The organism is Luteibacter sp. TLI7-4A, from assembly GCF_056754745.1.
In genome coordinates, this window is the sequence record NZ_JBPGWO010000001.1 from 2,441,707 (window position 1) to 2,465,400 (window position 23,694).

General features: G+C 65.2%; 24 protein-coding genes and 1 pseudogene. 5 read left to right on the forward strand and 20 right to left on the reverse strand.

The window, feature by feature from the left end; all coding sequences use genetic code 11:
• Positions 1–39 precede the first annotated feature (39 nt).
• Genes ACR9Y6_RS10800 through ACR9Y6_RS10835 form a run of 8 tightly spaced genes read right to left on the reverse strand, consistent with a single transcriptional unit; the run spans position 40 to position 6,628 of the window.
• A complete protein-coding gene (locus ACR9Y6_RS10800; RefSeq protein ID WP_481281282.1) occupies positions 40–354 on the reverse strand; it encodes a non-heme iron oxygenase ferredoxin subunit in 315 nt (104 codons plus the stop codon).
• Positions 351–884, reverse strand: a complete 534-nt coding sequence (locus ACR9Y6_RS10805) for a GNAT family N-acetyltransferase (RefSeq protein WP_481281283.1) — start codon at positions 882–884, stop codon at positions 351–353. The genes ACR9Y6_RS10800 and ACR9Y6_RS10805 overlap by 4 nt, the downstream gene beginning before the upstream one ends.
• Positions 885–901: 17 nt before the next feature.
• Positions 902–2,149, reverse strand: a complete 1,248-nt coding sequence (locus tag ACR9Y6_RS10810; RefSeq protein WP_481281284.1) for an aminotransferase class V-fold PLP-dependent enzyme — start codon at positions 2,147–2,149, stop codon at positions 902–904.
• Positions 2,150–2,164: 15 nt separating this feature from the next.
• Positions 2,165–3,487 carry a Fe-S cluster assembly protein SufD gene (gene sufD, locus ACR9Y6_RS10815; RefSeq protein WP_481281285.1) on the reverse strand — a complete coding sequence of 441 codons (1,323 nt, stop codon included), beginning with the start codon at positions 3,485–3,487 and terminating at the stop codon, positions 2,165–2,167.
• Complete coding sequence (gene sufC, locus ACR9Y6_RS10820; protein ID WP_306852189.1) at positions 3,484–4,269, reverse strand: Fe-S cluster assembly ATPase SufC; 786 nt, start codon at positions 4,267–4,269, stop codon at positions 3,484–3,486. Before sufC ends, sufD begins: the two co-directional genes overlap by 4 nt.
• A 21-nt stretch (positions 4,270–4,290) precedes the next feature.
• Entirely contained in the window at positions 4,291–4,698 is a 408-nt protein-coding gene (locus ACR9Y6_RS10825; protein WP_481281286.1) for an ACT domain-containing protein, read from the reverse strand.
• A 2-nt stretch (positions 4,699–4,700) separates the two neighbouring features.
• Positions 4,701–6,161, reverse strand: coding sequence for a Fe-S cluster assembly protein SufB (gene sufB / locus ACR9Y6_RS10830; RefSeq protein ID WP_481282718.1), 1,461 nt, complete (start codon positions 6,159–6,161; stop codon positions 4,701–4,703).
• A 14-nt stretch (positions 6,162–6,175) separates the two neighbouring features.
• On the reverse strand, positions 6,176–6,628 hold the full coding sequence (locus tag ACR9Y6_RS10835) for an SUF system Fe-S cluster assembly regulator (RefSeq protein ID WP_371025012.1): 453 nt from the start codon (positions 6,626–6,628) through the stop codon (positions 6,176–6,178).
• Between the two features lie 333 nt (positions 6,629–6,961).
• On the opposite strand from ACR9Y6_RS10835, the gene ACR9Y6_RS10840 reads away from it, so the two are divergent.
• Positions 6,962–7,300 carry a P-II family nitrogen regulator gene (locus ACR9Y6_RS10840; RefSeq protein ID WP_448096670.1) on the forward strand — a complete coding sequence of 113 codons (339 nt, stop codon included), beginning with the start codon at positions 6,962–6,964 and terminating at the stop codon, positions 7,298–7,300.
• Positions 7,290–8,627: an ammonium transporter gene (locus tag ACR9Y6_RS10845; RefSeq protein ID WP_481281287.1), complete on the forward strand. Its 1,338-nt coding sequence runs from the start codon at positions 7,290–7,292 to the stop codon at positions 8,625–8,627. Before ACR9Y6_RS10840 ends, ACR9Y6_RS10845 begins: the two co-directional genes overlap by 11 nt.
• 180 nt (positions 8,628–8,807) lie before the next feature.
• On the opposite strand, the gene ACR9Y6_RS10850 is transcribed toward ACR9Y6_RS10845, so the two are convergent.
• From ACR9Y6_RS10850 to ACR9Y6_RS10860, 3 genes are read right to left on the reverse strand one after another with little or no spacing between them, the layout of a single operon-like run.
• On the reverse strand, positions 8,808–9,299 hold the full coding sequence (locus tag ACR9Y6_RS10850) for a RidA family protein (protein WP_481281288.1): 492 nt from the start codon (positions 9,297–9,299) through the stop codon (positions 8,808–8,810).
• 3 nt (positions 9,300–9,302) lie between these two features.
• Entirely contained in the window at positions 9,303–9,719 is a 417-nt protein-coding gene (locus tag ACR9Y6_RS10855) for a c-type cytochrome (RefSeq protein WP_481281289.1), read from the reverse strand.
• Positions 9,716–11,293 (reverse strand): flavin monoamine oxidase family protein, encoded by a 1,578-nt coding sequence (locus ACR9Y6_RS10860; RefSeq protein ID WP_481281290.1) that lies wholly within the window; start codon positions 11,291–11,293, stop codon positions 9,716–9,718. The genes ACR9Y6_RS10855 and ACR9Y6_RS10860 overlap by 4 nt, the downstream gene beginning before the upstream one ends.
• Before the next feature lie 179 nt (positions 11,294–11,472).
• Between ACR9Y6_RS10860 and ACR9Y6_RS10865 the strand changes: the two genes are divergently transcribed.
• Together ACR9Y6_RS10865 and murU are read left to right on the forward strand one after the other, a co-directional pair.
• Positions 11,473–12,483 carry an aminoglycoside phosphotransferase family protein gene (locus ACR9Y6_RS10865; RefSeq protein WP_481281291.1) on the forward strand — a complete coding sequence of 337 codons (1,011 nt, stop codon included), beginning with the start codon at positions 11,473–11,475 and terminating at the stop codon, positions 12,481–12,483.
• Positions 12,480–13,160, forward strand: coding sequence for an N-acetylmuramate alpha-1-phosphate uridylyltransferase MurU (gene murU / locus ACR9Y6_RS10870; protein WP_481281292.1), 681 nt, complete (start codon positions 12,480–12,482; stop codon positions 13,158–13,160). Before ACR9Y6_RS10865 ends, murU begins: the two co-directional genes overlap by 4 nt.
• Before the next feature lie 19 nt (positions 13,161–13,179).
• Here the strand turns inward: murU and ACR9Y6_RS10875 are convergent, their stop codons facing one another.
• The 5 genes and pseudogenes from ACR9Y6_RS10875 to ACR9Y6_RS10895 form a co-directional block, all read right to left on the reverse strand.
• Complete coding sequence (locus ACR9Y6_RS10875; RefSeq protein ID WP_429197837.1) at positions 13,180–13,404, reverse strand: hypothetical protein; 225 nt, start codon at positions 13,402–13,404, stop codon at positions 13,180–13,182.
• A 154-nt stretch (positions 13,405–13,558) separates the two neighbouring features.
• Positions 13,559–14,419 (reverse strand): annotated as a pseudogene (motB, locus tag ACR9Y6_RS10880) (flagellar motor protein MotB); the annotation flags it as partial.
• Between the two features lie 6 nt (positions 14,420–14,425).
• Positions 14,426–15,280 (reverse strand): flagellar motor stator protein MotA, encoded by an 855-nt coding sequence (gene motA, locus ACR9Y6_RS10885; RefSeq protein WP_481281293.1) that lies wholly within the window; start codon positions 15,278–15,280, stop codon positions 14,426–14,428.
• 81 nt (positions 15,281–15,361) lie between these two features.
• Positions 15,362–16,675 carry a two-component system sensor histidine kinase NtrB gene (locus tag ACR9Y6_RS10890; RefSeq protein WP_481281294.1) on the reverse strand — a complete coding sequence of 438 codons (1,314 nt, stop codon included), beginning with the start codon at positions 16,673–16,675 and terminating at the stop codon, positions 15,362–15,364.
• A gap of 91 nt (positions 16,676–16,766) precedes the next feature.
• Positions 16,767–17,027, reverse strand: coding sequence for a hypothetical protein (locus ACR9Y6_RS10895; RefSeq protein ID WP_481281295.1), 261 nt, complete (start codon positions 17,025–17,027; stop codon positions 16,767–16,769).
• Between the two features lie 202 nt (positions 17,028–17,229).
• Between ACR9Y6_RS10895 and ACR9Y6_RS10900 the strand changes: the two genes are divergently transcribed.
• A complete protein-coding gene (locus ACR9Y6_RS10900) occupies positions 17,230–17,469 on the forward strand; it encodes a hypothetical protein (RefSeq protein ID WP_481281296.1) in 240 nt (79 codons plus the stop codon).
• A gap of 1,627 nt (positions 17,470–19,096) precedes the next feature.
• Here ACR9Y6_RS10900 and secF read toward each other — a convergent pair.
• The 4 genes from secF to tgt all read right to left on the reverse strand — a co-directional run bounded on the left by secF (position 19,097) and on the right by tgt (position 23,667).
• On the reverse strand, positions 19,097–20,062 hold the full coding sequence (gene secF / locus ACR9Y6_RS10905; protein WP_481281297.1) for a protein translocase subunit SecF: 966 nt from the start codon (positions 20,060–20,062) through the stop codon (positions 19,097–19,099).
• 13 nt (positions 20,063–20,075) lie between these two features.
• Complete coding sequence (gene secD, locus ACR9Y6_RS10910; RefSeq protein WP_481281298.1) at positions 20,076–21,950, reverse strand: protein translocase subunit SecD; 1,875 nt, start codon at positions 21,948–21,950, stop codon at positions 20,076–20,078.
• A gap of 61 nt (positions 21,951–22,011) precedes the next feature.
• Positions 22,012–22,359, reverse strand: a complete 348-nt coding sequence (gene yajC / locus ACR9Y6_RS10915; protein ID WP_306852036.1) for a preprotein translocase subunit YajC — start codon at positions 22,357–22,359, stop codon at positions 22,012–22,014.
• A gap of 177 nt (positions 22,360–22,536) precedes the next feature.
• Entirely contained in the window at positions 22,537–23,667 is a 1,131-nt protein-coding gene (gene tgt, locus ACR9Y6_RS10920; RefSeq protein ID WP_481281299.1) for a tRNA guanosine(34) transglycosylase Tgt, read from the reverse strand.
• Positions 23,668–23,694 lie beyond the last annotated feature (27 nt).

Here is a 23,694-nt window from a genome sequence, read left to right on the forward strand (position 1 = left end):
TAGGATTTTGGTCGCCGCTTACGGGCCGGCGAATGGATTTCAGCGATCGTCGCGAGTCCAGATCGCGCCTTCGGCTTCCTTCACCGGGAAGATCGGAACCGGCTCGTAGGCGGGCGGACAGGTAACCTCGCCGGAACGGACATCGAAGCGCGCGCCGTGCCGTACGCATTCCACCTCGAAGCCATGCACCGGCCCACCGGCCAGTTCGCCGCCATCGTGGGTGCAGACGTCCTCGATGGCGTAGAGGTCGCCGTCGATGTTGTACACGGCGATCGCGGTATCGCCATCCCACACCACCCGGTATTCGCCGGGAAGCAATTCGCTACGCGTGCCCACCCTGACCCAGTCGCTCATGTGCGCAGTTCCTTCACCATGTACTCGAAGCGCAGGTCGTCGCGCTGCGGGAGGCCGAGGCGTTCGTCGCCGTAGGGGAATGGTTTCGTCCGCCCGGTACGGACATAGCCCCGGCGCTCGTACCAGGCGATGAGTTCGGTGCGAATATCGATGACGGTCATTTCCACGCGGTCGCAACCCCACTCGTCGCGGGCGATGCGCTCCACTTCCTCGATCACCCGCCGGCCGATTCCCGTGCCCTGCAACGGCGGATGCACGGAGAACATGCCGAAATAGCAGGTCGCGCCTTGCCGTTCGACGTAGCAGGACGCGGCGACGTCACCTTCCCGCTCGAACAGTACGAAGCGTCCGTTCTCGCTCCAGAGCAACTCCTGTATCTCGGTGGCGTCGGTACGCCGGCCATGCAGGAAATCCGCTTCCGTGGTCCAACCGGCGCGGCTGGCATCGCCGCGATAGGCGGATTCGACGAGCGCCGCGATGACGGGAACGTCGGCAAGGGTCGCGATTCGGAAGGCGTAGTCGGTGGTCATGCGGGGATCTTAACGGTTCAGAGCAGCAGCTTGCGCACCCGGCCGACGGCCTCGATGAAGCCGTCCACTTCGGCCTTCGTGTTGTAGAAGGCCAGCGAGGCCCGCAGCGTGGCCGGTACGCCGAAAAACTGCATCAGCGGGTGGGCGCAGTGGTGGCCCGAGCGAACGGCCACGCCCTGCAGGTCGAGCAAGGTGGCCATGTCGTTGGCGTGCGCTCCTTCGAGCAAGAAGGAAATGACCGGCTCCTTCTCCTTCGCACGGCCGAAGATGCGTACGCCCGGCAGGTTTTCGATCGCGTCGGTGGCATACGCCAGGAGCTCCTGCTCGTACGCCTTGAGCCGGTCGAATCCGATACCTTCCAGATAGGCGATCGCCGCCGGAATGCCCGCGAAGCCCGCGATATTCGGTGTACCCGCTTCGAACCGGTGCGGCGGATCGGCGAAGACCGTGCCGTCGAAGCGCACCTCGCGGATCATCTCGCCACCGCCGAAGAACGGCGGCATCGCCATGAGGTGTTCGCGCTTCGCCCAGAGGGCGCCGGTGCCCGTGGGCGCCAGCATCTTGTGCCCCGTGATCGCGTAGAAGTCGCAGCCGAGCGCCTGGACGTCGATCCGGCGATGCGGTGCCGCCTGCGAACCGTCGACCAGCAGCGGGATACCGCGCTTACGGCACTCGCGGGCGATCTCACGGACCGGATTCACCGTGCCCAGCACGTTGGAGACGTGGGCGACGCAGGCGAGTTTCACCTCGGGCGTCAGCATCTCGATGTACTTCTCGACGATCAGCTCGCCGTTCGTGTCGATCGGCGCGGCTTTCACCGTGGCACCGGTGCGCTCGGCCACCAGCTGCCAGGGGACGATGTTGGCGTGGTGCTCCATCACCGTGGTGAGGATCGCGTCCCCCGCCTTCAGTCGCGGCAAGGCGTAACTGTAGGCCACCAGGTTGATCGCCTGCGTCGTCCCGGAGGTGAGGATCACCTCGTCCCGCGAGGGCGCGTTGACGAACCGTGCGATGGCGTCGCGCGCGGCCTCGTAAGACGCCGTGGCTTCCTCGCCCAGCGTGTGCACCGCACGCGCCACGTTGGCGTTGTGCTCGCGATAGTGCCGGTCCACCGCCTCGATCACCGATACCGGCTTCTGCCCGGTGTTGGCGTTGTCGAAATAGATCAACGGCTTTCCGTGGACGGTACGCGACAACAACGGGAAGTCGGCGCGGATGCGTTCGACGTCCAACGGCAAGGTGGCGGCTTCGGGCTTGGCGTTCATGGCTTGGCTCCGGACTTATTCGGCGGCGAGGCTGGTCGGCAGGTGCGCGACCAGCAGTTCGCCAAGATGCTCGCGCAGGGACTCGTTCGGCAGCGATTCGAGCACGGCACGGCAAAACGCCAGCGTCAGCAGGCTGCGCGCCTGGACCAACGGGATACCGCGGGAGCGCAGGTAGAAAAGCGACCGTTCATCGAGCTGGCCGATGGTGGCGCCGTGGGCGGCCTTCACCTCGTCGGCATAGATCTCGAGTTCCGGCTTGGTGTCGATCTCGGCCTGCCCGGACAGCAGCAGGTTCTTGTTGCTGAGCGAGGCATCGGTGCCGTCGGCGCCCTCGGAGACCACGATTGCACCACGGAATACCCCGCGTGAGCGGCCGTCGGCGATACCGCGCCACAAGGCATCGGATGCGGTGTTCCTCGCGTTGTGCCGGATTTCCAGCTGCGTGTCGGCGTGCTGCCGGCCCGACAGGGCGAACACGCCGCGCGAATCGAAGCGTGCGCCGTCGCCCACCAGTTCGGCGTTCACCTCATGCCGGACGAGCGCGCCACCCAGTTCGAGGGCATGCAAGGTCACCTCGGCCCGCGCGTCGAGGCGGACGTGACTGCGGCGAACCAGGGTGGTGGCGACCGAGGCGTCCTGGACCACGACGAGGCCCAGGCGTGCCCCTTCGTGGGCGACGACATCGGAGACCAGCGTACCGAGTTGCGTGGCGGCACCTGCCGAGACGAAGTGCTCGACGATTTCCGCACTCGCGTCTTTCCCGATTTCCACGAGCACGCGCACGTGCCAGGCGCTATCGCCCTGGACGCCGCTGGAGACATGCACGATATGCAACGGCTTCGCCAGGACGACGCCATCGGGTATCCGGAGCACGAGACCGTCGGTGGCCAATGCCGCATTCAGGTGGGCGAAGGCATCGGCGGCGGCGCGGCGGTAGCGGTTGGCCAATGCGAAGCGCAGGGGCTCGGCATGGGTGGACAACGCGCCGGACAACGGGGCCCATTCGACACCGTCGGTATCGAGCGAGGAAAGATCGGCGCGAAACGCACCGTCGACGAAGACGACACGGCCGCCGTCGACACCTGGCAAGGCATACAGCGCGGGATCGACGACGGTGGCAACGGCGGCGGTACGGTCGGCGAGCGCGAACCCTCGCTGCGACAGCGCACGCAGCGGCGTGTATTTCCACGCCTCGTCACGCCCCTCCGGCAAGCCGGTGGCAGCGAAGGCTTCGAGATTTTCCGCACGCGCGGCGTCGAGCCATGCGATGCCGGTCGAGGGAAGCGTGGCGGCGGCGTCCAGTGCCGCCCGCACGAACGGGGACGGCGCGTTGCTCATGCCGGCGCCCCGGCGAGGTCGGCCTTGCGCAGTTCCGGGTGCGTATCGGCGAGCCACGCGTAGCCCTGCTCTTCCAGCTTCAAGGCGAGGTTCTTGTCGCCGCTCTCGACGATGCGGCCACCGGCGAGCACATGGACGAAGTCCGGCTCGATATAGTCGAGCAGGCGCTGGTAGTGGGTCACGATCACGAACGAGCGGTCCGGCGAGCGCAAGGCGTTGACGCCCTCGGCCACCTGTTTCAGGGCATCGATGTCCAGGCCGGAATCGGTTTCGTCGAGGATGGCCAGCTTCGGTTCGAGCACGGCCATCTGGAAGATCTCGTTACGCTTCTTCTCGCCACCGGAGAACCCTTCGTTCACCGCCCGGTGGAGCAGTTCGTCGGAGATCTGCATCACCTTCAGCTTCTCGCGGACCAGCTTGAGGAAGCGCATGGAGTCCAGCTCGGCTTCGCCACGGAACTTCCGCTGCGCGTTGAGCGCGGCACGCAGGAAATAGGTGTTGTTCACGCCCGGGATCTCGACCGGATACTGGAAGGCCAGGAAGACGCCGACGGCGGCACGCTCTTCCGGTTCCAGCGCGAGAAGGTCGCGGCCGTCGAAGGTGACGGAGCCTTCGGTCACCTCGTAGCCATCGCGCCCCGCGAGCACGTTACCGAGCGTGGACTTGCCCGCGCCGTTCGGCCCCATGATGGCGTGCACCTCGCCGGGCTTCACCGCGAGCGAAAGGCCTTTGAGGATCTCCTTGCCTTCGACGCGGGCATGGAGGTTGTCGATCTTGAGCATGTGCATGGCGGTGCTGTCCAATCAGGGCGTGAGGTGCGAGAGCGCGTCGAGCGCGTCGTCGCGGCGATCCCAGGGCACGAAGATGTGGTCGTGCAGGAACGCGGATACGGGGTTGCAGGGAATGCCGCGCCTGGCGAGCGCGGCGGATACGGCGGCCATCATGCCGACCGCGGTGAGGCTCGACTGCACGCGCAACGTGATGCGTGCCCAGAGCAGGCGGCCGCCCAGCGCATCGTCGCCATCGACATCCACGATCAGCGTCGTGCCCTCGGCCTCGCGGAACATCATCAGCGCGTCGGCCATGCGCGTCCTCGCCTTCTCGTGCGAGACATGAAGGAAGCGCTTGGGAATCGGGTCGATCTCGGGATCGAGCGCGGCGAGCAGCGCGCGCAGATCGGTCACGCCCGGTGCGGAACCGGCGATGCCCATCGTCAGCCCACCGCGCCTTCGAGGGAAACCTCGAGCAGCTTCTTGGCTTCGACGGCGAATTCCATCGGCAGTTCGCGGAACACCTGCTTGCAGAAACCGTCGACGATCATCGACACGGCGTCTTCCTCGCCGATGCCGCGCGAAAGACAATAGAACAGCTGGTCGTCGGAAATTTTCGAGGTGGTGGCCTCGTGCTCGACGATCGCGTTCGGATTCTTCACTTCCATGTACGGGAAGGTATGCGCACCGCACTTCTTGCCGATGAGCAGGGAATCGCACTGGGTGTAGTTGCGCGCACCGTCCGCGCCCTTCTCGATCTTGACCAGCCCGCGATAGCTGTTCGAGCTGCGGCCGGCGCTGATGCCCTTGGCGACGATCTTCGACTTGGTGCCCTTGCCGATATGGATCATCTTGGTACCGGTATCGGCCTGCTGGCGGTGATGCGTGAGCGCCACGGAATAGAACTCGCCCACCGAGCGGTCGCCCCGAAGCACGCAGCTGGGATACTTCCAGGTGATCGCGGAACCGGTCTCCACCTGGGTCCAGGAGATCTTCGAATCGGCACCGCGGCAGTCGCCGCGCTTGGTCACGAAGTTGTAGATGCCGCCGACGCCGTTTTCGTCGCCGGGATACCAGTTCTGCACGGTGGAATACTTGATCTGGGCCCGCTCAAGCGCGACCAGCTCGACCACCGCCGCGTGCAGCTGGTTCTCGTCGCGCATGGGCGCGGTGCAGCCTTCCAGATACGACACATAGGCGTCGTCCTCGGCCACGATGAGCGTGCGCTCGAACTGCCCGGTGTTGATCGCGTTGATGCGGAAGTAGGTGGACAACTCCATCGGGCAACGCACGCCCTTGGGAATGAACACGAAGCTGCCGTCGGAGAACACGGCCGAGTTCAGCGCGGCGAAGTAGTTGTCGCCCGTGGGCACGACGCTGCCGAGGTATTGGCGCACGAGGTCGCCGTGCTCGCGGATCGCCTCGGACATCGAGCAGAAGATCACGCCGGCCTCGGCCAGTTCCTTGCGGAAGGTGGTGCCCACCGACACCGAGTCGAACACCGCATCCACGGCGATGCCGGCCAGCCTGGCCCGCTCGTGCAAGGGCACGCCGAGTTTCTCGTAGGTCTCGAGCAGCTTGGGGTCGACCTCGTCCAGCGACTTCGGACCGGCCTTCGGGGCCGAGTAGTAGCTGACCGCCTGGTAGTCGATCGGCGCGATGTCGAGCTTCGCCCAGTCGGGTTCGGGCATGGTCAGCCAGTGGCGATACGCGGCAAGGCGCCACTCGGTCATCCACTCGGGCTCCTGCTTGATCGCGGAGAGCTGGCGGACGATGTCCTCGCTCAGGCCGGGAGGCAGGCTGGTGGATTCGATGTCGGTGACGAAACCGGCTTCGTAGCGGCGATTGAGGGCCGCTTCGACTTCGGCGTTGTCGCGCACCGGTGCTGCCACGTCGCGTGTCATGTTCTCACTCTCGTTCATGCGTTTGCCTGTGCGGCCTGGGCCGCATCCTTCGCCGGCGCCACGGGGCGGCCGGCCAGCATCTGTGCAAGGGTCATGGAACGCAGCACGCCGTCGATGGCCCCGGAGACCGACCGCCAGCTGTCGCTGACACCGCACTGGGACTGCCGGTCGCAATGGCCCTGGGCCACGCTGCATTCGGTCATGCCGATCGGACCTTCCATCGCCTCGACGATGTCGGCGAGGCTGATCGCCTCGGCCGGACGGGCGAGGCGGTAACCGCCATTGACCCCACGAAACGACTCCACCAGCCCGGCATGGCCCAGCAGCTTCAGCAGCTTCGATACCGTGGGCAGCTCCAGGCGCGCCTCTTCGGCGATCTGGGCGGTGCTCAGAACGTCGGCGGGATGCGCGGCGATGCAGGTCATCACCACGGTCGCGTAATCGGTCAATCGGCTGACACGGAGCATGGGGAGGGGATGTCGTCAATACCGGACCAAAATGGTACTGATTTCTGCGCATCAGTGCAATGGCGAAGGAAACGGGCCCTGGTGGGAGCCGACCTTGTCGGCGATCCCGCGGCAGCGGGCCAGGTCATGGCAAGCACCCATCGCCGACAGGGTCGGCTCCCACCAGGGCGCTTCCATGGTGCAATGCATCGCACCTCGATGGTGCGTCCGGGCGCCGCTCGCCTTACCGTCGCGAGCCGTTGCCGCGCCGCACAACGCCTGAAGGCACTCGCGCCCCACTGGCACGCATCCTGCTCTTCATCCGGCAGGCCAATCGAAGGGGAAGCGCGCTCCATGAAGTGGATCAACGCGATCATCAAGCCGTTCACGCTGGACGACGTCCGCGAAGCCCTCTCAGAGGTAGGAGTCCAGGGGATGACGGTCACCGAGGTGAAGGGCTTCGGCCGCCAGCACGGCCACACGGAGCTGTATCGCGGCGCCGAGTACGTCGTGGACTTCCTGCCCAAGCTGAAGATCGAGATCGCCGTCACCGACGAACAGTTGGAGCGCGCGATCGAGGCGATCACCACCGCCGCCCGCACGGGCAAGATCGGCGACGGCAAGATCTTCGTCATCGACCTGGAACAGGCCATTCGTATCCGCACCCAGGAGGTCGACGCCGATGCGCTCTGATGTGATCCGCAAGGCCCTCGCTCCGGCGCTGGTTGCCGCCCTCCTCCCCTGTGGCGCCCTCGCCCAGGCGGCCGCCGCTCCGGCGAAGCTCGATTCCGGCGACACCGCCTGGATGCTCACCGCCACGATGCTCGTGCTGCTGATGACCATTCCGGGCCTGGCCCTGTTCTACGGCGGCATGGTCCGCGCGAAGAACCTGCTCTCCGTACTGATGCAGTGCTTCGCCATCACCGCGCTGGTCACCGTCCTGTGGGTGGTCTACGGCTATTCGGTGGCGTTCGACAACACCGGCATGACCGTGGGAACGACCAACCTGCATTCCTTCGTCGGCGGGCTGGGCCACGCCATGCTGGCCGGGCTCAAGCCCGACAGCCTCTACAACACGATTCCGGAAGCGGTCTTCGTGATGTTCCAGATGACCTTCGCGATCATCACGCCGGCACTCATCGTCGGCGCGATCGCGGAACGCATGAAATTCTCCGCGCTGCTCGTGTTCACCGCGCTGTGGTTCACGCTGGTCTACCTGCCGGTCGCGCACATGGTGTGGGGCGGCCCGGGTTCTTTCCTGGGCGACCTCGGCGTGCTCGACTTCGCCGGCGGCACCGTGGTGCACATCAACGCGGGCATCGCGGGCCTCGTGGGATGTCTCGTGATCGGAAAGCGCCGCGGCTATCCCTCAACACCGATGCCACCGCACAACCTCGGCTATACGCTGGTTGGCGCGAGCATGCTCTGGCTCGGCTGGTTCGGTTTCAATGCCGGCTCCGCGGTCGCGGCCAACGGCAGCGCCGGCATGGCGATGCTGGTGACGCAGATCGCGACGGCGGCCGCGGCGATCGGCTGGACCGCCATCGAGTGGATCACCCATCGCCGCCCCAGCGTGCTCGGCATCGCCTCTGGCGCCGTCGCCGGACTCGTCGCCATCACGCCCGCCGCCGGTACCTGTGGCCCCGGTGCGGCGCTGGTGCTCGGCCTCGTCGCGGGTATCGTCTGCTTCTTCTGTGCCACGCGCCTCAAGCGCAGGTTCGGCTACGACGACTCGCTCGATGTCTTCGGCGTCCACGCCATCGCCGGCATCATCGGCGCGTTGCTCACCGGGCCGTTCGCGGCACCCGCGCTGGGCGGGTTCGGTACCGTGACGGACCTCGGCCTGCAGTTGTGGATCCAGTTCAAGGGGGTGGCCTTCACCGTCGTGTACAGCGCCGTGCTGAGCTACGCCATCTTCAAGGGCATCGCCGTGACGATGGGCCTGCGTGTCGACGAGGAACAGGAACAGGTGGGCCTGGATATCGCGCTGCACGAGGAGCGGGGTTACAACTTGTCTTGAGCTGGCGCACTGACCGGGCCCCCACCCAGGGTGGGTGGGATAGGCAGTCCCACCTTCGGGTGGGTAGGCAATCCCACCTTCGGGTGGGAAGCGGCCTTGGCCGCGAATGGGGGTTCGGCGAGAACCGTTCGCGCGCCAGCGCGCTTCCCACCCTTTCCACTCTTCTCAATCAAGTGGGGGCTATGGGCGGACGGCGGTGACTTCGATTTCGACGAGGAAGTTCGGGCTCGCCAATGCGGCCACCTGCATCGCCGAGCGCGATGGCAGGTTCGGTTGTGCCGCGGTACCGAAGAATTGCGTATAGCCCGCCATGAACCCGGCGAAATCCATCTTGCCGCCCTTGGCGGGATCGCCGACCAGGAAGACCTGCATCTTCACGACGTCGCCCATCGACAAACCCATGCCCTTCAGCTGCTTCTCGATCGAGGTCAGCACGCCGACGGTCTGCGTCTTCGTGTCGCCATAGGCCTGCGGGCTGTCCTTCGGCGCGTTCGCATCGGCCACCGGCGGCACGACGCCGCTCAGGAAGACGAGGGTCTTGCCCGCAGGGATTTCCACCGCGGCGGAAATGGGAAACGTGCTGTTCGGAATCTTGTGCCGTACGACATCGGCGGCGAGCGCGGGCGTGGTGGCGGCGACCAGCAGCGAAGCGATCAGGATGGGTTTGAACATGGGTCAGTTGTCCTCGTCGGTGGGAGCGGCAGGGGGACGGAACGCCTTCACGTCATCGGGCTTCAAGGTGTCCGGATAGGCGTTGCCGAAGTGGCTGCGCACATAGTTGACCACGTCCGCGACCTGGGCGTCCGTCAACAAGGGGCCGAAGGCCGGCATGGCGCCACGGCCATTCATCACCATCACGACGGGATAGGCCGCCGACGCGAGCTTCGGGTTGTTCGCCAGCGCCGGATAATGGCCCGCGCCGACGGCACCCTTCGCGTCCGCCATATGGCAGCCCTGGCAGATGTGCGTGAAGATCTGCTGGCCGGTGGCATGCGAGGCCTCCTTGGCATCGATGAAATCGGCATCGGTCTTTTGCGCCAGGGCGAGGCCGGGCGACACGAGCAACGCGATCGCGAGGATGATCGTCTTCATGCGTGGCCCCCGGCCCGTGCCCGCTGGTGCAAGGCGTCGATCGCGGAAAGCGACGAAAGGATGGCGCCCTCCTGCCAGGCCGGCAGGTACGACGCGTGCTCCCCCGCCAGGACGATGCGGCCGTCCATGGAGCAGATGTCCGCGTAGTGTTTTTCGCGCGCGGCATCGGTCCACCAGCCGAAACAGCCGAGGGTGAACGGGGAGCGGTGCCAGGCCACGGCCATGCCGTTCTCGAATGCCGCGGTGTATTGCGGATGGATTTGGGCGCCATATTCGACGGCCTTGCGGATACGCGCGGCGGGATCGAGCGACGTGAACTCGTAGGCTTCGGTGAAGAACGTGTACGAGCCGAGCAGCACGCCTTTCTTCGTGCCGATGCCGTGGCTCGGGTAGGAGATCATCCCGATGGGAAGATCGGTGGCCGTGATGCCACCGTAGATCGCCTCGTCTTCTTCCCAGAACCGCCGCTTGAACTGCAAGCCGATCTTCGATGACGCCATGTACGGCACGGCGGATATCGCCGCCGCCTTTGCGGCGGATACCTGGACGGGAATCTGGCTGAGGATGGACAGGGGAATCGTGCACACGCACCAGTCGGCTTTCGCCTGTCGCGGCGAACCGGGCGCGTTGGTGTCCTCGTAGGTCACCGTCACGCCGTGGTCGTCCTGGGCGATGCCGGTGACCTTCGCGTTGTAGCGGATCACGTTGCCGCCGATCTCGCGCACGAAGGCCTTGCCGATCGCATCCATGCCGCCCACGGGCTGCATCATCGTGGTCTGGTATTCGTAGAGTTCGCTCATGCCCAGCGCCTTCCACAAGCGGGCGTTGAGCATGTCGGAAAGGCCGACCGGCGTGGAGAACACCGGCTTGCCATCGGGGCCACCTCCAGCGTCCTTCGCATAGCCGCGGTGCTCACTGCTTTCGCGGCCGGCGGCATAACGGAACTGGCGGTCGAGCCCACCGAAATCTCGCATCGCCTCGAGCAGGATCTCGCGATCCTCGCGGCTCACCAGGTCGTCCAGCCGGCCCTTCCCCGCCGCCTTCGCAAGCAGTTCGGCCACGCCGCCGTGGAAATCCGCCTGCACCTCGCGCAGGCGCTGCGGCTTGCCACCGAATGCGTTCTTCCCATGGATGTAGGCGTTGTGATTCACCTGCACGAAGGGTTCGAGCGGCACGCCGAACCTTCGGCAGTAATCGAGCACGCCGTGGTGGTGATACGGAATCCTCCACGGCCCGGGATTGAAGTATTGCCCTTCGTCGAAGCGGCAGACCTGCTGGTGGCCGCCCAGTTCGGTGTAGACATCGCCCCCGCGGAGCGTCCAGTTACGCCCGCCCGGCCTCGCGTTGTATTCGAGAACCTGCACCGTGTAACCGGCCTTGCCCAGTTCGTAGGCGGCGACGAGGCCCGCCAGGCCCGCGCCCAGTACCAGCACGTTGCCACGTCCGGTGCCTTGCAATGGCGGTGGCCGCCGGTAAGGGGACTCGGCGGCGAAACCGAGGTTGGTCATCGCCTGGTACATGAGAGCGCCGCCACCGGCGATACCGATCATCCGCAGGAGATCGCGTCGCGTCATGGACGCGCTTCCACAGTCGTTTTCCACCTACCCGTCCCCCGATAGAAACCCCTGGGCTCCTAGATAACCACACGCTGCAGTGCACCACAAGAATCGGATGATATGCACCATGAAGGTGCTATGACAGCGCGCGGCAAAGGCTCTAAGCTGACCAGCGGTATCGTCCTCGCAGAATGTCCATGACCGCCTCCGACCGCTCCACCACCCGCCTCGCCTGGGCCCGACATGTCACGGGCGACGCCACGCTCGCACTTGAACCCGCCTCCGCCGACGCGAGCTTTCGCAGCTATTGGCGCGGCCATGTGGACGGCCAGCCGGTGATCGTGATGGATTCGCCGCCGGAGAAGGAAAACCCCGCGCCCTGGGTGGAGATCGGCGAGCGCCTCGCACGCGCCGGCCTGCACGTACCGAAAGTGATGGTGGCCGATCTCGAACAGGGTTTCCTGCTCATCGAGGACCTCGGTACGCGCACCTATCTTCCGGAACTGAACGACGCGAGCGTGGATGCGTTATACGGCGATGCGCTGGATGCGCTGCTACGCATGCAAGCGCACGTCGATACACAGGGCCTGCCCTCCTTCGACCATGCCTGGCAGACCATGGAACTGGAGATCATGCCTTCCTGGTTCCTGGAGAGACACCTGGGCGTGACGCTGGCGTGCGGCGAATGGGACGTCGTGGAGAACACATTCACGGCCATCATGCATGTCATCGCGGAACAACCGCGTGCTTTCATGCATCGCGACTATCACAGCCGCAACCTGCTGGTCACCGAGGAACGGTCGCCTGGCATCATCGATTTCCAGGGCGCGATGTCGGGGCCGATCACCTACGACCTCGCTTCGCTCCTGCGCGATGCATACATCGTCTGGGACAACGAGCGCGTCGAAGGCTGGGTCGAGGCCTACCGCCTGCGCCTGCTCGACGCGCGGCTGCTGGACGAGACCGTCGACACCGACCGTTTCCGCCGGTGGTTCGATCTCACCGGACTGCAACGCCACATCAAGATCCTCGGCCTGTTCTGCCGGCTCTGCTATCGCGACGGGAAGCCGGGTTACCTCAACGACCTTCCACGGGTTCTCCGCTACGTGCTCGATACCGCGCGACGCCATGCCGACACCGCGCCGCTGGCCGACCTCATCGAGGCGATGGTCGGCGACCGCGACCTGCGCAGGGCGGTGAACGCATGAGGCACGCGTTGATCCTCGCCGCAGGCCTGGGCGAACGCATGCGTCCGCTCACGGAGCACACTCCCAAGCCCTTGCTCGACGTGAACGGCAAGCCGCTCATCGTGCACCATATCGAGAAGCTCGCCGCGGCGGACGTGCGTTACATCGTCATCAATACCTCGCACCTCGCCGAGCGCTTCCCGGAAGCGCTCGGCGACGGATCGCGCTGGGGCGTGCGCCTGCGCTATTCGTACGAGGGACCCGTGCCGCTGGAAACCGGCGGCGGCATGCTCAAGGCGTTGCCTCTACTGGGCCCCGAGCCCTTCATCGTGGTGAGCGCGGATATCTGGAGCGACATCGACTACGCCGCGCTTCCCCGCGAGCCGCAGGGCGTGGCGCACCTTGTGATGGTCCCGAATCCCGACTTCCACCCCCACGGCGATTTCGCCCTGGCGGAGGGACGACTTCATGAAGGCGACGGTCCGGCGGGTGCGGAGCGCCTCACCTTTGGCAACGTAGGGGTGTACCGACGCGAGATCGTCGAAGGAGAAGTACCGGGACGATTCAAGCTGTTGCCGATGTATCGGCGCGCCATCGCCGCCGGAACCCTCACCGGCGAACGGCATGACGGCTTCTGGCGTAACGTGGGCACGCCGGCGCAACTGGATGAACTGCGCCACGTGCTTACGACAGCCTAGCGGTTACTGGACCTAGCGGCTACTGGACCGTATCGACGCCGAGTTCGCGCAATCGTTCGTGGCCGAGGGCGAACGCTTCGTTGAACGCGCTCGTGATGTCGACGAAATCGTTCGTGCCGGTGCTGGCTTCGATTTCCTCGCCGATGTGGTCGAGAATCCGGTAACTGCTGCGGTAGACCTGCTCACCGGCGTTGTCGTATTTCACCGCCTTGGCCACCACTCTGTACTTACTGTGATTTTCCACTGCGCTTCCCTCCCCTATGCGTCGATACTGCCGGGGTAACATGACCGTTGCAAGCGACTTCGACAGCGGAATGGGTTCAGCGTTCCCGTTGACCTCAGCCGGCCGAATGCGGATTGGGCACCGCGGGCAGGCTGGGCTCCGTGGCCACATCCGACGAAAGCGCCGCCCGCGCCGCTTCGCGTGTCATCACCACGATACTGATGCGCCGATTGCTCGCCGCCGCGGGGTTCGCCTTGTCGAACGGCACGGAAGCGGCCAGGCCCACCACACGTGCGACCTTGTCCGGCTGCATGCCGCCCTCGATCAGGGTGCGGCGCGCGGCATTGGCGCGGTCGGCGGAGAGTTCCCAGTTGCCATAGGCGCTGTCCGCGCGGATATACGGCGCGCTGTCCGTATGGCCCGAGATGCTGATCTGGTTCGGAACCTGGTTCACGAAACCAGCCAGCTCATGCAGGATCTGCACGGTATAGGATTTCAGCGCGCCGCTGCCCGTATCGAACATCGGCCGGTTCTGCCTGTCGACGATCTGGATGCGTAGTCCTTCCGAAGTGATGTCGAGCAGGAGTTGATCCTTATAGGGGGCCATCGCCTGGCTCTTGGCGATCGCTTCGTTCAGGTCCTTCATGAGCTGTTCGAGGCGACGCTTTTCCTGCGCCTTGGCCAGCTTCTCCACCTCGGTCTCCGCCGGCTTGGTGAAGGCCTGCTGGTCGCCCGGGCCCTTGGGCAGTTCCAGTGCGCCACCCAGCTTGATCATGCTGGTGCTGGCCCCGCCCGGCCCCATCTTGCCCGACGGCGCCATGGTCGACTGGCCCTGGGTCATGCTCGGGTTCTTGAAGTATTCCGAGATGGCGGCGCGCTGCTGCTTGGTGCCCGCGCCGACCAGCCACATGACCAGGAAGAACGCCATCATCGCGGTGACGAAGTCCGCGTAGGCGACTTTCCAGACGCCGCCGTGATGGGCATGGCCGCCCTTTCTCCGCCTGCGGACGACGATGATCTGCTTCAGGTCGCTCATGGTGGCTTACCGAACGGCCTTGAGGTGCGCCTCGAGGTCCTGGAAGGTCGGCCGGGAACCCGACTGCAACGACTTGCGCGCGAACTCGACCGACACCATCGGGTTGTAGCCGCGCAGGTTGGCAAGCAAGGCCACCTTCACGCATTCGAACGCCTTGCCGTCGGTGCCCACGCGCGCTTCCATCGCCGCCGCCAGCGGGCCGACGAAGCCATAGGACAGCAGGATGCCGAGGAAGGTACCGACCAGCGCCCCCGCGATATGCTGGCCGATGACGACGGCATCGCCGTCGATCGACTTCATGGTGATGACGATGCCGAGCACGGCAGCGACAATGCCGAAGCCGGGCAGCGCGTCGGCCATCTTCTGCACCGCCAATGCCGGCACCAGCGCCTCGTGGTGATGCGTTTCCAGCTCGACGTCGAGCAATTGCTCCAGCTCATGCGGGTCCATGCTGCCGCCCACGATGAGGCGCAGACAGTCGGTGATGAAATCGATGAGGTGGTGCTCGGCGATCAGCCGCGGATACGCGCCGAACAACGAGCTGTTCGCCGGGTCCTCGATATGCGCTTCCATGCCCAGCTGCCCCTCCTTGCGCATCTTCACGAAGATGTCGTACAGCAGCGACAGGAGGTCCACGTAGTCCTGCCTGCGGTACTTCGGCCCCTTGAACAGGGCGACGGTATCGCGGCCTGCCGCCTTGACGACATCCATCGAATTGCTGCTGATGAAGGCGCCGAACGCCGCGCCGAAAATGATGAGCAACTCGTAGGGCTGCCACAGCGCGGCCATCTCGCCGTGCGAGAGAACATAGCCGCCCAGCACAGAGACCAGGACGATAATCGAACCGATGATGACCAACATGACTTCACTTCCTCCCAGTCCCTTGCTGTATCGGCCGATCCGTCGGCAAATTGAGGAACGCGGTCACGTTTTTCGCAGGTTTCAATCGTCCAGGGCGAAGGGGCCGGGATAGCGTGGGAAAACCAGGCGGACGCGCGTTCCGACGTCGGTCTCGCTCTCGATCTCGATCGCCCCGCCCGCTTGCGCCACCATCCCGTAGACCTGGGCGAGGCCAAGACCGGAACCGCCCTCCTTGGTGGTGAAGTAGGGCTCGAACAGGCGCTGGCGCACTTCCTCGGCCATGCCACCGCCGGTATCCGCCACGCTCACGAAGACCTGGCGCAAGCCGCCGGCTTCGTGGGCGAGCCCGGGCAGGCGATCGTCGCCGACGCGCTCGCCGACCTCCATCACGATGTTCCCGAAGCCGCCCATCGCGTCTCGCGCGTTCAGGCACACATTCATCAACGCCTGCTCCACCCCGTGGCGATCCAGCCACACCGGCAAGGCGCCCGGCTGACGCAACACCTCGATGCCCACGCGGCCACCCAGGCCATGCCGGGCGAAGTCCGCGAAAGCCACGACCAGGTCGCCGAGGTCGACCGCCTCCGGCTGGGCGTACTGGTTGCGCGCGAAGGCCAGCAAGCGCCGGGTCAATGCCGTGGCGTGCCGCGCTCCCTCCACCGCATAGGTGATCATCCGGCGGTGCCGGGGCGACAGTTCATCCGAGTCGTCCTGCAAGCCGGAAAGGCTGACTATCACCGTCTGCAACATGTTGTTGAAGTCGTGGGCGACTCCGCTCACCAGCTGGCCGATGGCCTGCTGCTTCTGGGCCTGGCGCGAGCCCGCCTCGGCGAGGTCGCGCGCGCGGTTGGCCAGGTCCAGTTGTTCGCGGACGCCGGCGAGCCGGTTTTCGGCGTCGCGCCTCGCCCCGTGCTCGGTCTCCAACCGTTCCAGCAAGGTGCCGTACTGCGTCGTGGCCGAGACCGACCGCGCCACGGTCTCGTTGAGCCGATCCTGGAGCAACTCGATGATGGCTTCCAGAGCCGCCTGGAGTTCCACGCGCTCGGTAACGTCCCGACTGATGACGATGAAATGATCGAGCGTGTCGTCGGCCACGACCGGCGCCACCATCACCTCCCACCATCGCGACGGACCGTCGCCCGTGCGGCGCGCACCGACGAAGTCCACCCGCTCGCCAGCCGCCGCACGGTCGAGCACCCGGGCGGCCATGTCGCGCGCCTCCAGGGGCCACAGGTCGAGCCAGCGCATCCCGACCAGTCGATCGGTACCTTCGGGAACCAACGCGGCGCAACCCAGGCCCGCCACGAAGCGGATGACGCCATCGCGGTCCAGTTCCTTCATGCAGTCGGAGGATGCCTCGACGAACTGCCGGTAGCGCCCATTCCCTTCGCTCATGTTATGTCGCCACCCTTCGTCGCCCCGCTGGTATCACGCGCTGCGTGACGGCTCGCTGTCAAGCCGGACAAGCGCCAGGGAGTCATGGGGGTCACACGTCGTCGTCGAAACCGGTCTCGCCCTCGGCGAACACGGGCGCTCCGTCCTCTTCGACACCCAGGACGAGGCTCAACGCCTTCTCCGCCGCGGCGGCGGCACTATCCTCGTCACGGAAGCTGCGGTTCTCGTAGACGGCGAAATAGCTCGGAAAGGTGCCATCGGCCGGGTGCGCGGACAGGAGCGCAGTGTACCGGGAGCCCTCGCGGGTGGCGCCGCTACGTAGTGTGAAGCCGGGAAATTCGCGTTCTGCCATGGATCGGACCTCGAAGGGAAACGAAAGTCTAGCGTAGCCGGGCGCTTGCCAGCGCTCTTGCATGGAACTCCTTATGAGTCAAGGAATTCGTTCAGGAAATCGGCACTTGCTCCCAGGGAAGTTTGTAGGGTATTTCCTACAACAAGCGCCTCACATATCGATGCACGAGGGCGCGATTCAGGGGAAACAGGGGCATAGCAGCATGAACGTCACCACCGCCACGTCGCCGTCGCGGCGCCTTGCGTGGACCGTCGCCACCGTACTCGCGCTCGCCGGCATCGTCGGCCTGGCGCTCGCACCACGGGTGGCGCTCGCCATCCCGCGTACGGCGATCCAGATGGTCTACGCATGGCTCTGCGCGTCGCTCGTGGGCTCCGCCTACGTCGTGGTCACACTGGCCAACGACGCGGAAGGCGCCACCGAGGATAGCGACGATTTCTGATCTCAGGGATGGGGTGCGACCAGGAAAAGAGCCCGCCAACGCGGGCTCTTTTTTGGGCTCGCCCAGCCCTGGCGGGAACCGACCCTGTCGGCGATCCCGCGACAGCGGGGCTTTTCTTTTGCGGGCTCGGCTTCGCCCTCGCGCTCGTTGTGTGCGTGGCGGGGGAGCTGCCGGGCGCCACCCTCGACACAAGAGTGGGTTGGAGGAAAGAGCAACGCTCGCCTGCCGCACCTGGGTGGGAAGCGGGCTGGCCCGCCGAGTCTTCGACCTCCACGTGGCGAAAGAAGCGTTGCACTGATCGGGCGAGACTTTCCACCGCTCGCTCGGCTGCGACTTCAGGCGCTAAGGGGCACGGTCAGCCGGCAGTGTGCAAGTCACAGTAAATGCCTCGGGGAAGCTTCCGCTGCCATTCGCCGTGGCCACTTTTACCTTCGTCTTCTCCGGACCGGGATCCTGGATCCTGGAAAACGTGGAATCGTTCTCCCTGTTCACAACGGCACACTCCGGTACCGAAGGGAACGGAGCAGTGAATGTCAGCGTATATACGAAAGCAAATGTGGGGTCCACTTTCACCGATGCGATCCAGCGCGCCCCCTTTTCTATCTTTCCATCCTTGCTTATATCCGCAATCCAAGTCCCGCCTGGAGGCACCGACACGACGGTACCCTGATCGGACTGGGCATGACCAGACATGGTGATAAGACTTCCCAAGTAAAGCATTGACCTTGCAAATCCCAGTCGAGCTTTACGAATCATGATGACGACCTCCTTGCCGTTTGGTTGAACTATATGCTCCAACGAGGGCGCGTCAATCCGGCACTTGGAACCGTGGCACGGTATCGGCGCGAGCGATCGAAAATCCTATCTCACTTGCCGCTAAAGACGACAGATTTCACAGTTCCTCCAAGGCTTCGGCGATTAGATCGTCGGCAGCATCGGGGTCGGATTTGCAAGGACGGCGATGCAATCGACAGCAAAGTCTCGACTGAACTTGTCGCGCCATCCGACAGGACGAACTGATAAGGAGCCAAAAAAGCGTCCCTCGAATCGCGAGGCGGGTTTTTCCGATGTTCGACGAGTATCAGTCACCTACCTTACGGCCGACGCTCCAGCGCCGGATCTTCCTTCCGGACAATTAGTCGTAAAGCGCAATGGAAAGGAGTACGCCCGCTATCCACAAACTTTTACCCAAATCCCAACCATCGCGAAACTCATCCCACCGAGAACCGAAAGCCACATTAGCTTTCGAAGCTTGCACCGCAGAATACCGGCCAAGCGTGTGAGGCGTCTGGCGCGCGGCGATCTTTGCTCTTTCCCGCCACCCCACCGCGGTCTTGGCCGAGCTGCCGGGCGCCCCCTCGGCGCGACATGAGGCGCCGAGGATGGGCGGGCGGACAAGGCCCGCAGGGGATCGGCCTGGACGGCCGATCGTTTTCGCTGAGGCAGGAGCCGAATCGAAAACCCCCGCCCGACCGTCCGAACCCGAAGGGGCGCCAGCCATCAGACATGGCCGCGCAGCGGCCTTCCCTCCCCAAGGGACGGCGCCGCCTGGCGCGCCGAGGGGGCGCCCGGCGGCTCCCCCGTACCGCACACAGCGAATGCGAGGGCGAAGCCGAGCCGGCCTACCTTACGGCCGGCGCTCCAGTGCCGGATCTTCCTTCGTGACCGGCATGAGGTCCTTCTTCGATACGCCCAGCCAGAGCAGGATGGGGCTGGCGACGAAGATCGAGGACAGCGTGCCGACCAGGATGCCGATCAGCATCGTGATGGCGAAGCCGTGCACGACCGGGCCACCGATGAAGAACAGCGCGGCCATGGTGATACCGGTGAACAGCGAAGTGATGATCGTGCGCGACAACGTGCTGTTGATCGAGCGGTTGAGCACTTCTTCCGGCGTGGCGTTGCGGCTGGAGCGGAACAGTTCGCGGACGCGATCGAAGACGACGACCTTGTCGTTGATCGAGTAACCGACCACCGCCAGCACGGATGCGAGCACGGTCAGGTCGAACTCGCGCTGGGTAAGCGCGAAGATGCCGAGGGTCACCAGGACATCGTGGATTTCCGTCGCGAGCGCAGCGATCGCGAATCGCTTCTCGAAGCGGATCCACAGGTATCCCATGATGCCGACGATGACGAAGATCACCGCGACGATGCCGTCGCTGCGCAATTCCTCGCCGACCTGGGGGCCGACGAACGATTTGCTCTTCATCGCGACGTCGGGACGGGACTCCTTCAGCGCCGCCATGATGTCGTTCGCCACCTTCGTGGCCGCCTCGTCGTTGGTGAGGTTGCCGGCGGCGGCGACGTCGCCCTTCGGCTGGAGGCGGATGGTGAACTCGCGGGCGCCGCCGACGGCCTGCACGAGCGGGTTCTCCAGGTGCGCCTTCTCAAGTGCCGAGCGGACATCGGCAGGGTCCACCGGCGTCTTGTACTCCACCTGGACCGCCACGCCACCGAGGAAGTCCTGCCCGTAGTTGAAACCACGGGTCATGATCAGGGCGATCGAGCCAACCATGAGCAGCACGGCGAGGCCGATGCTGAACTTGCGCAGGCCGAGGAAGTTGAAGTTCGAGTTGTGGTTGAAGATTTCCATGGCGTCCCTCCCGTCAGACCGACAGGGTCTTGAGCTTGCGGCCGCCGTGGATCAGCGCCGTGATGGCATGGGTCACCGTCACCGATGTGAACATCGAGGTCAGGATACCGATGAACAGCGTGACGCCGAAGCCCTTGATCGGGCCCGAGCCCATGGTCATGAGGCCGAGCGCCGCGAGCAGATGGGTGACGTTGGCGTCCAGGATGGTCGCCCACGCCTTGTCGTAACCGGTGCGGATGGCGGCCAGCGGCGACGAGCCGTTGCGCAGTTCCTCGCGGATGCGTTCGCAGATCAGCACGTTGGCGTCGATCGCCATGCCGAGGGTGAGCACGATACCCGCGATGCCCGGCATCGTCAGCGTGACGCCGATCATCGACATCACGGCGACCAGCAGCACGAGGTTGAAGAACAGCGCGATGTCGGCGACCAGGCCGAACAACTTGTAGTAGATGGCCGCCGCGATAAGGACGAGGCCGAGGCCGAGCATCACCGCCTTGAAGCCCTTGTCGATGTTATCGGCGCCGAGGCTGGGGCCGATCACGCTCTCGCCGACGATGTCGACCGGCGCGGCGAGCGAGCCGCCGCGGAGCAACAACGCGAGTTCCGATGCCTCGGTATCGCTGGGCAGGCCGTTGGTCGAGAACTGCTTGCCGAACGGCGAGCTGATGTTGGCGTAGTTGATCACTTCCTCGGTGATCTTCGGCGTCTTCACTTCCTTGCCGTCGACCATCTTGGTCTCGACCGTGCGCGTGATGTAGAGCACCGCCATCGGCTTGCCGACGTTGTCGTTGGTGAACTCCTGCATCTTGCGGGCACCGGCGCTGTTCAGCGTGACGCTGACGTTCGGCGTGCCGTTCTGCTGGTCGCGGCCGGACACGGCGCTGGTGAGTTCGTCACCCTTGGCGATGACCTTCTTGCTGAGCAGGTAGGGGCGTCCGTCGCGGCCGTAGTAGAGCTTGGCGTCGGGCGGGACGCTGCCCGAGCGCGCGGCATCCACGGCCTGCTGCGGCGTATACAGGCCCGCACGGTATTCGAGGGTCGCCGTGGCACCGATCAGCTTCTTGGCCTCGGCGGTGTCCTGCACGCCGGCGAGTTCGACGATGATCTGGTTCGCACCCTGCTGCTGGATGAGCGGCTCGGACACGCCCAGCGCGTTCACGCGTTGGCGCAACGTGGTGACGTTCTGGGTGATCGTGCTCTGCGCCAGTTCACGCAGCTTGGCTGGCTTCACCGTGGCATTGAGGATGTAGCGGTTACCCGTGGCCGGGCCGTCGGCGACGGTGAGATCGGGGTAATCCGTGGCGATGAGGGACGCCGCCTGCTGGCGATCGGCATCCGAACGCAGCACCACGCTGACGCCCTGCCCGCGTGCGTTGCGGTTCACGGCGTCGTAGGAGACGTTCTTGTCGCGCAGCAACGAACGGATATCGTCGGCGTAGCGGGTTTCCTGCGCGTCGATCACGGCGTTCTGATCCACTTCCATGAGGAAGTGCACGCCGCCCTGCAGGTCGAGGCCCAGCGGCATCGAGTTCGCGTTGATGGCGCGCAGCCACGAGGGGACCGTCGAGGCGAGGTTCAGCGCCACCGTGTAGTTGTCGCCGAGCCCCGCGCGCAGCGCATCGGACGCCTTGGCCTGTGCATCGACATTGCCGAAGCGGGCCAGCAGGCGCGTGGCCTTCGCATCGATCTCGATCGACGACGGCGGCACCTTGGCCGCGGCAAGCATGCCCTCGACCTTTGTCTTCAGCGAAGCGTCGACCGCGGAGCCACGATTGCCCGAGATCTGCACGGCGGGCTGCGGCGGGAAGACGTTCGGCAACGCGTACACGATGCCGAACAGCAACACGATCACGACCAGCGCGTACTTCCAGCGTGGAAAATCACTCATGCCTTACATTCCATGAAAGCGGCCGTGCCGGCCGCGGCTGACGCTATGGCGGTTGGAAGCCTTACGACTTCTTCAGGCTGCCCTTCGGCAGCACCTGGGTGATCGAGCCCTTCTGCACCTGGACGACGGTGCCCGGGGCGATCTCGACGCGGACGAACGACTCGCCCACCTCTTCGATGCGGCCGGCCAGACCGCCACCCATGACCACCTCGTCGCCCTTGGCGAGGGCGGCCAGCAGCGCGCGATGCTCCTTCTGCCGCTTCATCTGCGGGCGGATCATCATGAAATAGAAGATGCCGAACAGCACCGCCATCATGATCAGCGGCGAAAAGCCCAGGGCGCCCTGAGGGGCGGCTCCGGCGGCGGGAGCGGTGGCCTGTGCAATGGCGGCGAACGTCGGAAGGCTCATCGGATTTCTCGCAAGTCATGGAACAGCCAAGGAAAAGCGGCCGTTCACGGAAAAAGATCGTGGATTATGCCACGCACCCCGGCGGTTATGTACCGCGCCGCGCCAAGGTTCGGGGCGCGGGACGCCCACGCCCCGCCAAGGCTTTGGGGGCGCGCCAGGGCGCCCGCAAGGGGCAAGTCAGCCGTCGACCTCGGCTTTGCGCCTGGCCGCATAGAACCCGGCGACGAAATCCTCCAGCCCACCCGCCTCGATCGCCCCACGCAGCCCGGCCATCAGCCGCTGGTAGTGGCGCAGGTTGTGCATCGTGGCCAGCTGGCTGCCGAGGATCTCGTTGCAGCGGTCCAGATGACGCAGGTAGGCCCGGGAGAAGCCGTTGGCGCAGGCATAGCAGTCGCAGCCCTCCTCGATCACCCGGGTATCCATGGCGAACTTGGCGTTGCGGATACGCAGCGTACCCCCGGCGGTGAACAAGAAGCCGTTGCGGGCGTTGCGCGTCGGCATGACGCAGTCGAACATGTCCACGCCACGGCGCACCGCTTCCACGATATCTTCCGGCCGGCCCACCCCCATCAGGTAACGCGGGCGATCCTTCGGCAGCATGGGCAGGGTGAAGTCCAGCGTATGGTTGCGCTCGGCCTCCAGCTCACCCACGGCGAGACCGCCAACGGCGTAACCGTCGAAGCCGATCTCGATCAGTCGTTCGGCGGAACGCTGGCGAAGATTCTCAAACGTGCTGCCCTGGACGATGCCGAACAGCGCGTTGGGGTTCTTGAGGTCGCCGAAGGCCTGTCGTGACCGCTCGGCCCAGCGCAGGCTCAGCTCCATGGAATCGGAAGCGACCTTTTCCGTGGCCGGATAGGGGGTGCACTCGTCGAAGATCATGGCGATGTCGGAATCCAGCACCTTCTGGATACGCATCGATTCCTCGGGCGAGAGAAACACCTTCGAGCCATCCACGGGGGAGGCGAACGTGACGCCTTCTTCGGTGATCTTGCGCTTATGTGCAAGCGAAAAGACCTGAAACCCGCCCGAATCGGTAAGGATCGGCTTGTCCCAGCCGATGAACCTGTGCAAGCCGCCGAACTCGCCGACGATGTCCAGGCCCGGCCGGAGGAACAGGTGGAAGGTGTTGCCGAGGATGATCTCCGCGCCGATGTCGATGACATCGCGCGGGGTCATGGCCTTCACGGAGCCATAGGTGCCCACGGGCATGAAGGCGGGCGTTTCGACGGTGCCACGGCCGAAGCGGAGACGGCCGCGCCGCGCCGCGCCATCGGTGGCGAGGAGTTCGAAGGGGAGCTGGGTCATCCGCCTATTCTACCTTGAGGCTGGAGG

Excerpts from the sequence above, each read along its gene's own strand:
- ACR9Y6_RS10800 (WP_481281282.1), bottom strand. The coding sequence starts at position 354 with ATGAGCGACTGGGTCAGGGTGGGCACGCGTAGCGAATTGCTTCCCGGC.
- ACR9Y6_RS10840 (WP_448096670.1), top strand. The coding sequence starts at position 6,962 with ATGAAGTGGATCAACGCGATCATCAAGCCGTTCACGCTGGACGACGTC.
- ACR9Y6_RS10865 (WP_481281291.1), top strand. The coding sequence starts at position 11,473 with ATGACCGCCTCCGACCGCTCCACCACCCGCCTCGCCTGGGCCCGACAT.
- secF (WP_481281297.1), bottom strand. The coding sequence starts at position 20,062 with ATGGAAATCTTCAACCACAACTCGAACTTCAACTTCCTCGGCCTGCGC.
- sufC (WP_306852189.1), bottom strand. The coding sequence starts at position 4,269 with ATGCTCAAGATCGACAACCTCCATGCCCGCGTCGAAGGCAAGGAGATC.
- motA (WP_481281293.1), bottom strand. The coding sequence starts at position 15,280 with ATGTTGGTCATCATCGGTTCGATTATCGTCCTGGTCTCTGTGCTGGGC.
- yajC (WP_306852036.1), bottom strand. The coding sequence starts at position 22,359 with ATGAGCCTTCCGACGTTCGCCGCCATTGCACAGGCCACCGCTCCCGCC.
- ACR9Y6_RS10850 (WP_481281288.1), bottom strand. The coding sequence starts at position 9,299 with ATGTTCAAACCCATCCTGATCGCTTCGCTGCTGGTCGCCGCCACCACG.
- ACR9Y6_RS10900 (WP_481281296.1), top strand. The coding sequence starts at position 17,230 with ATGAACGTCACCACCGCCACGTCGCCGTCGCGGCGCCTTGCGTGGACC.
- ACR9Y6_RS10890 (WP_481281294.1), bottom strand. The coding sequence starts at position 16,675 with ATGAGCGAAGGGAATGGGCGCTACCGGCAGTTCGTCGAGGCATCCTCC.
- secD (WP_481281298.1), bottom strand. The coding sequence starts at position 21,950 with ATGAGTGATTTTCCACGCTGGAAGTACGCGCTGGTCGTGATCGTGTTG.
- sufB (WP_481282718.1), bottom strand. The coding sequence starts at position 6,161 with ATGACACGCGACGTGGCAGCACCGGTGCGCGACAACGCCGAAGTCGAA.
- ACR9Y6_RS10835 (WP_371025012.1), bottom strand. The coding sequence starts at position 6,628 with ATGCTCCGTGTCAGCCGATTGACCGATTACGCGACCGTGGTGATGACC.
- tgt (WP_481281299.1), bottom strand. The coding sequence starts at position 23,667 with ATGACCCAGCTCCCCTTCGAACTCCTCGCCACCGATGGCGCGGCGCGG.
- murU (WP_481281292.1), top strand. The coding sequence starts at position 12,480 with ATGAGGCACGCGTTGATCCTCGCCGCAGGCCTGGGCGAACGCATGCGT.
- ACR9Y6_RS10810 (WP_481281284.1), bottom strand. The coding sequence starts at position 2,149 with ATGAACGCCAAGCCCGAAGCCGCCACCTTGCCGTTGGACGTCGAACGC.
- ACR9Y6_RS10805 (WP_481281283.1), bottom strand. The coding sequence starts at position 884 with ATGACCACCGACTACGCCTTCCGAATCGCGACCCTTGCCGACGTTCCC.
- ACR9Y6_RS10895 (WP_481281295.1), bottom strand. The coding sequence starts at position 17,027 with ATGGCAGAACGCGAATTTCCCGGCTTCACACTACGTAGCGGCGCCACC.
- ACR9Y6_RS10860 (WP_481281290.1), bottom strand. The coding sequence starts at position 11,293 with ATGACGCGACGCGATCTCCTGCGGATGATCGGTATCGCCGGTGGCGGC.
- ACR9Y6_RS10825 (WP_481281286.1), bottom strand. The coding sequence starts at position 4,698 with ATGGGCATCGCCGGTTCCGCACCGGGCGTGACCGATCTGCGCGCGCTG.
- ACR9Y6_RS10845 (WP_481281287.1), top strand. The coding sequence starts at position 7,290 with ATGCGCTCTGATGTGATCCGCAAGGCCCTCGCTCCGGCGCTGGTTGCC.
- sufD (WP_481281285.1), bottom strand. The coding sequence starts at position 3,487 with ATGAGCAACGCGCCGTCCCCGTTCGTGCGGGCGGCACTGGACGCCGCC.
- ACR9Y6_RS10855 (WP_481281289.1), bottom strand. The coding sequence starts at position 9,719 with ATGAAGACGATCATCCTCGCGATCGCGTTGCTCGTGTCGCCCGGCCTC.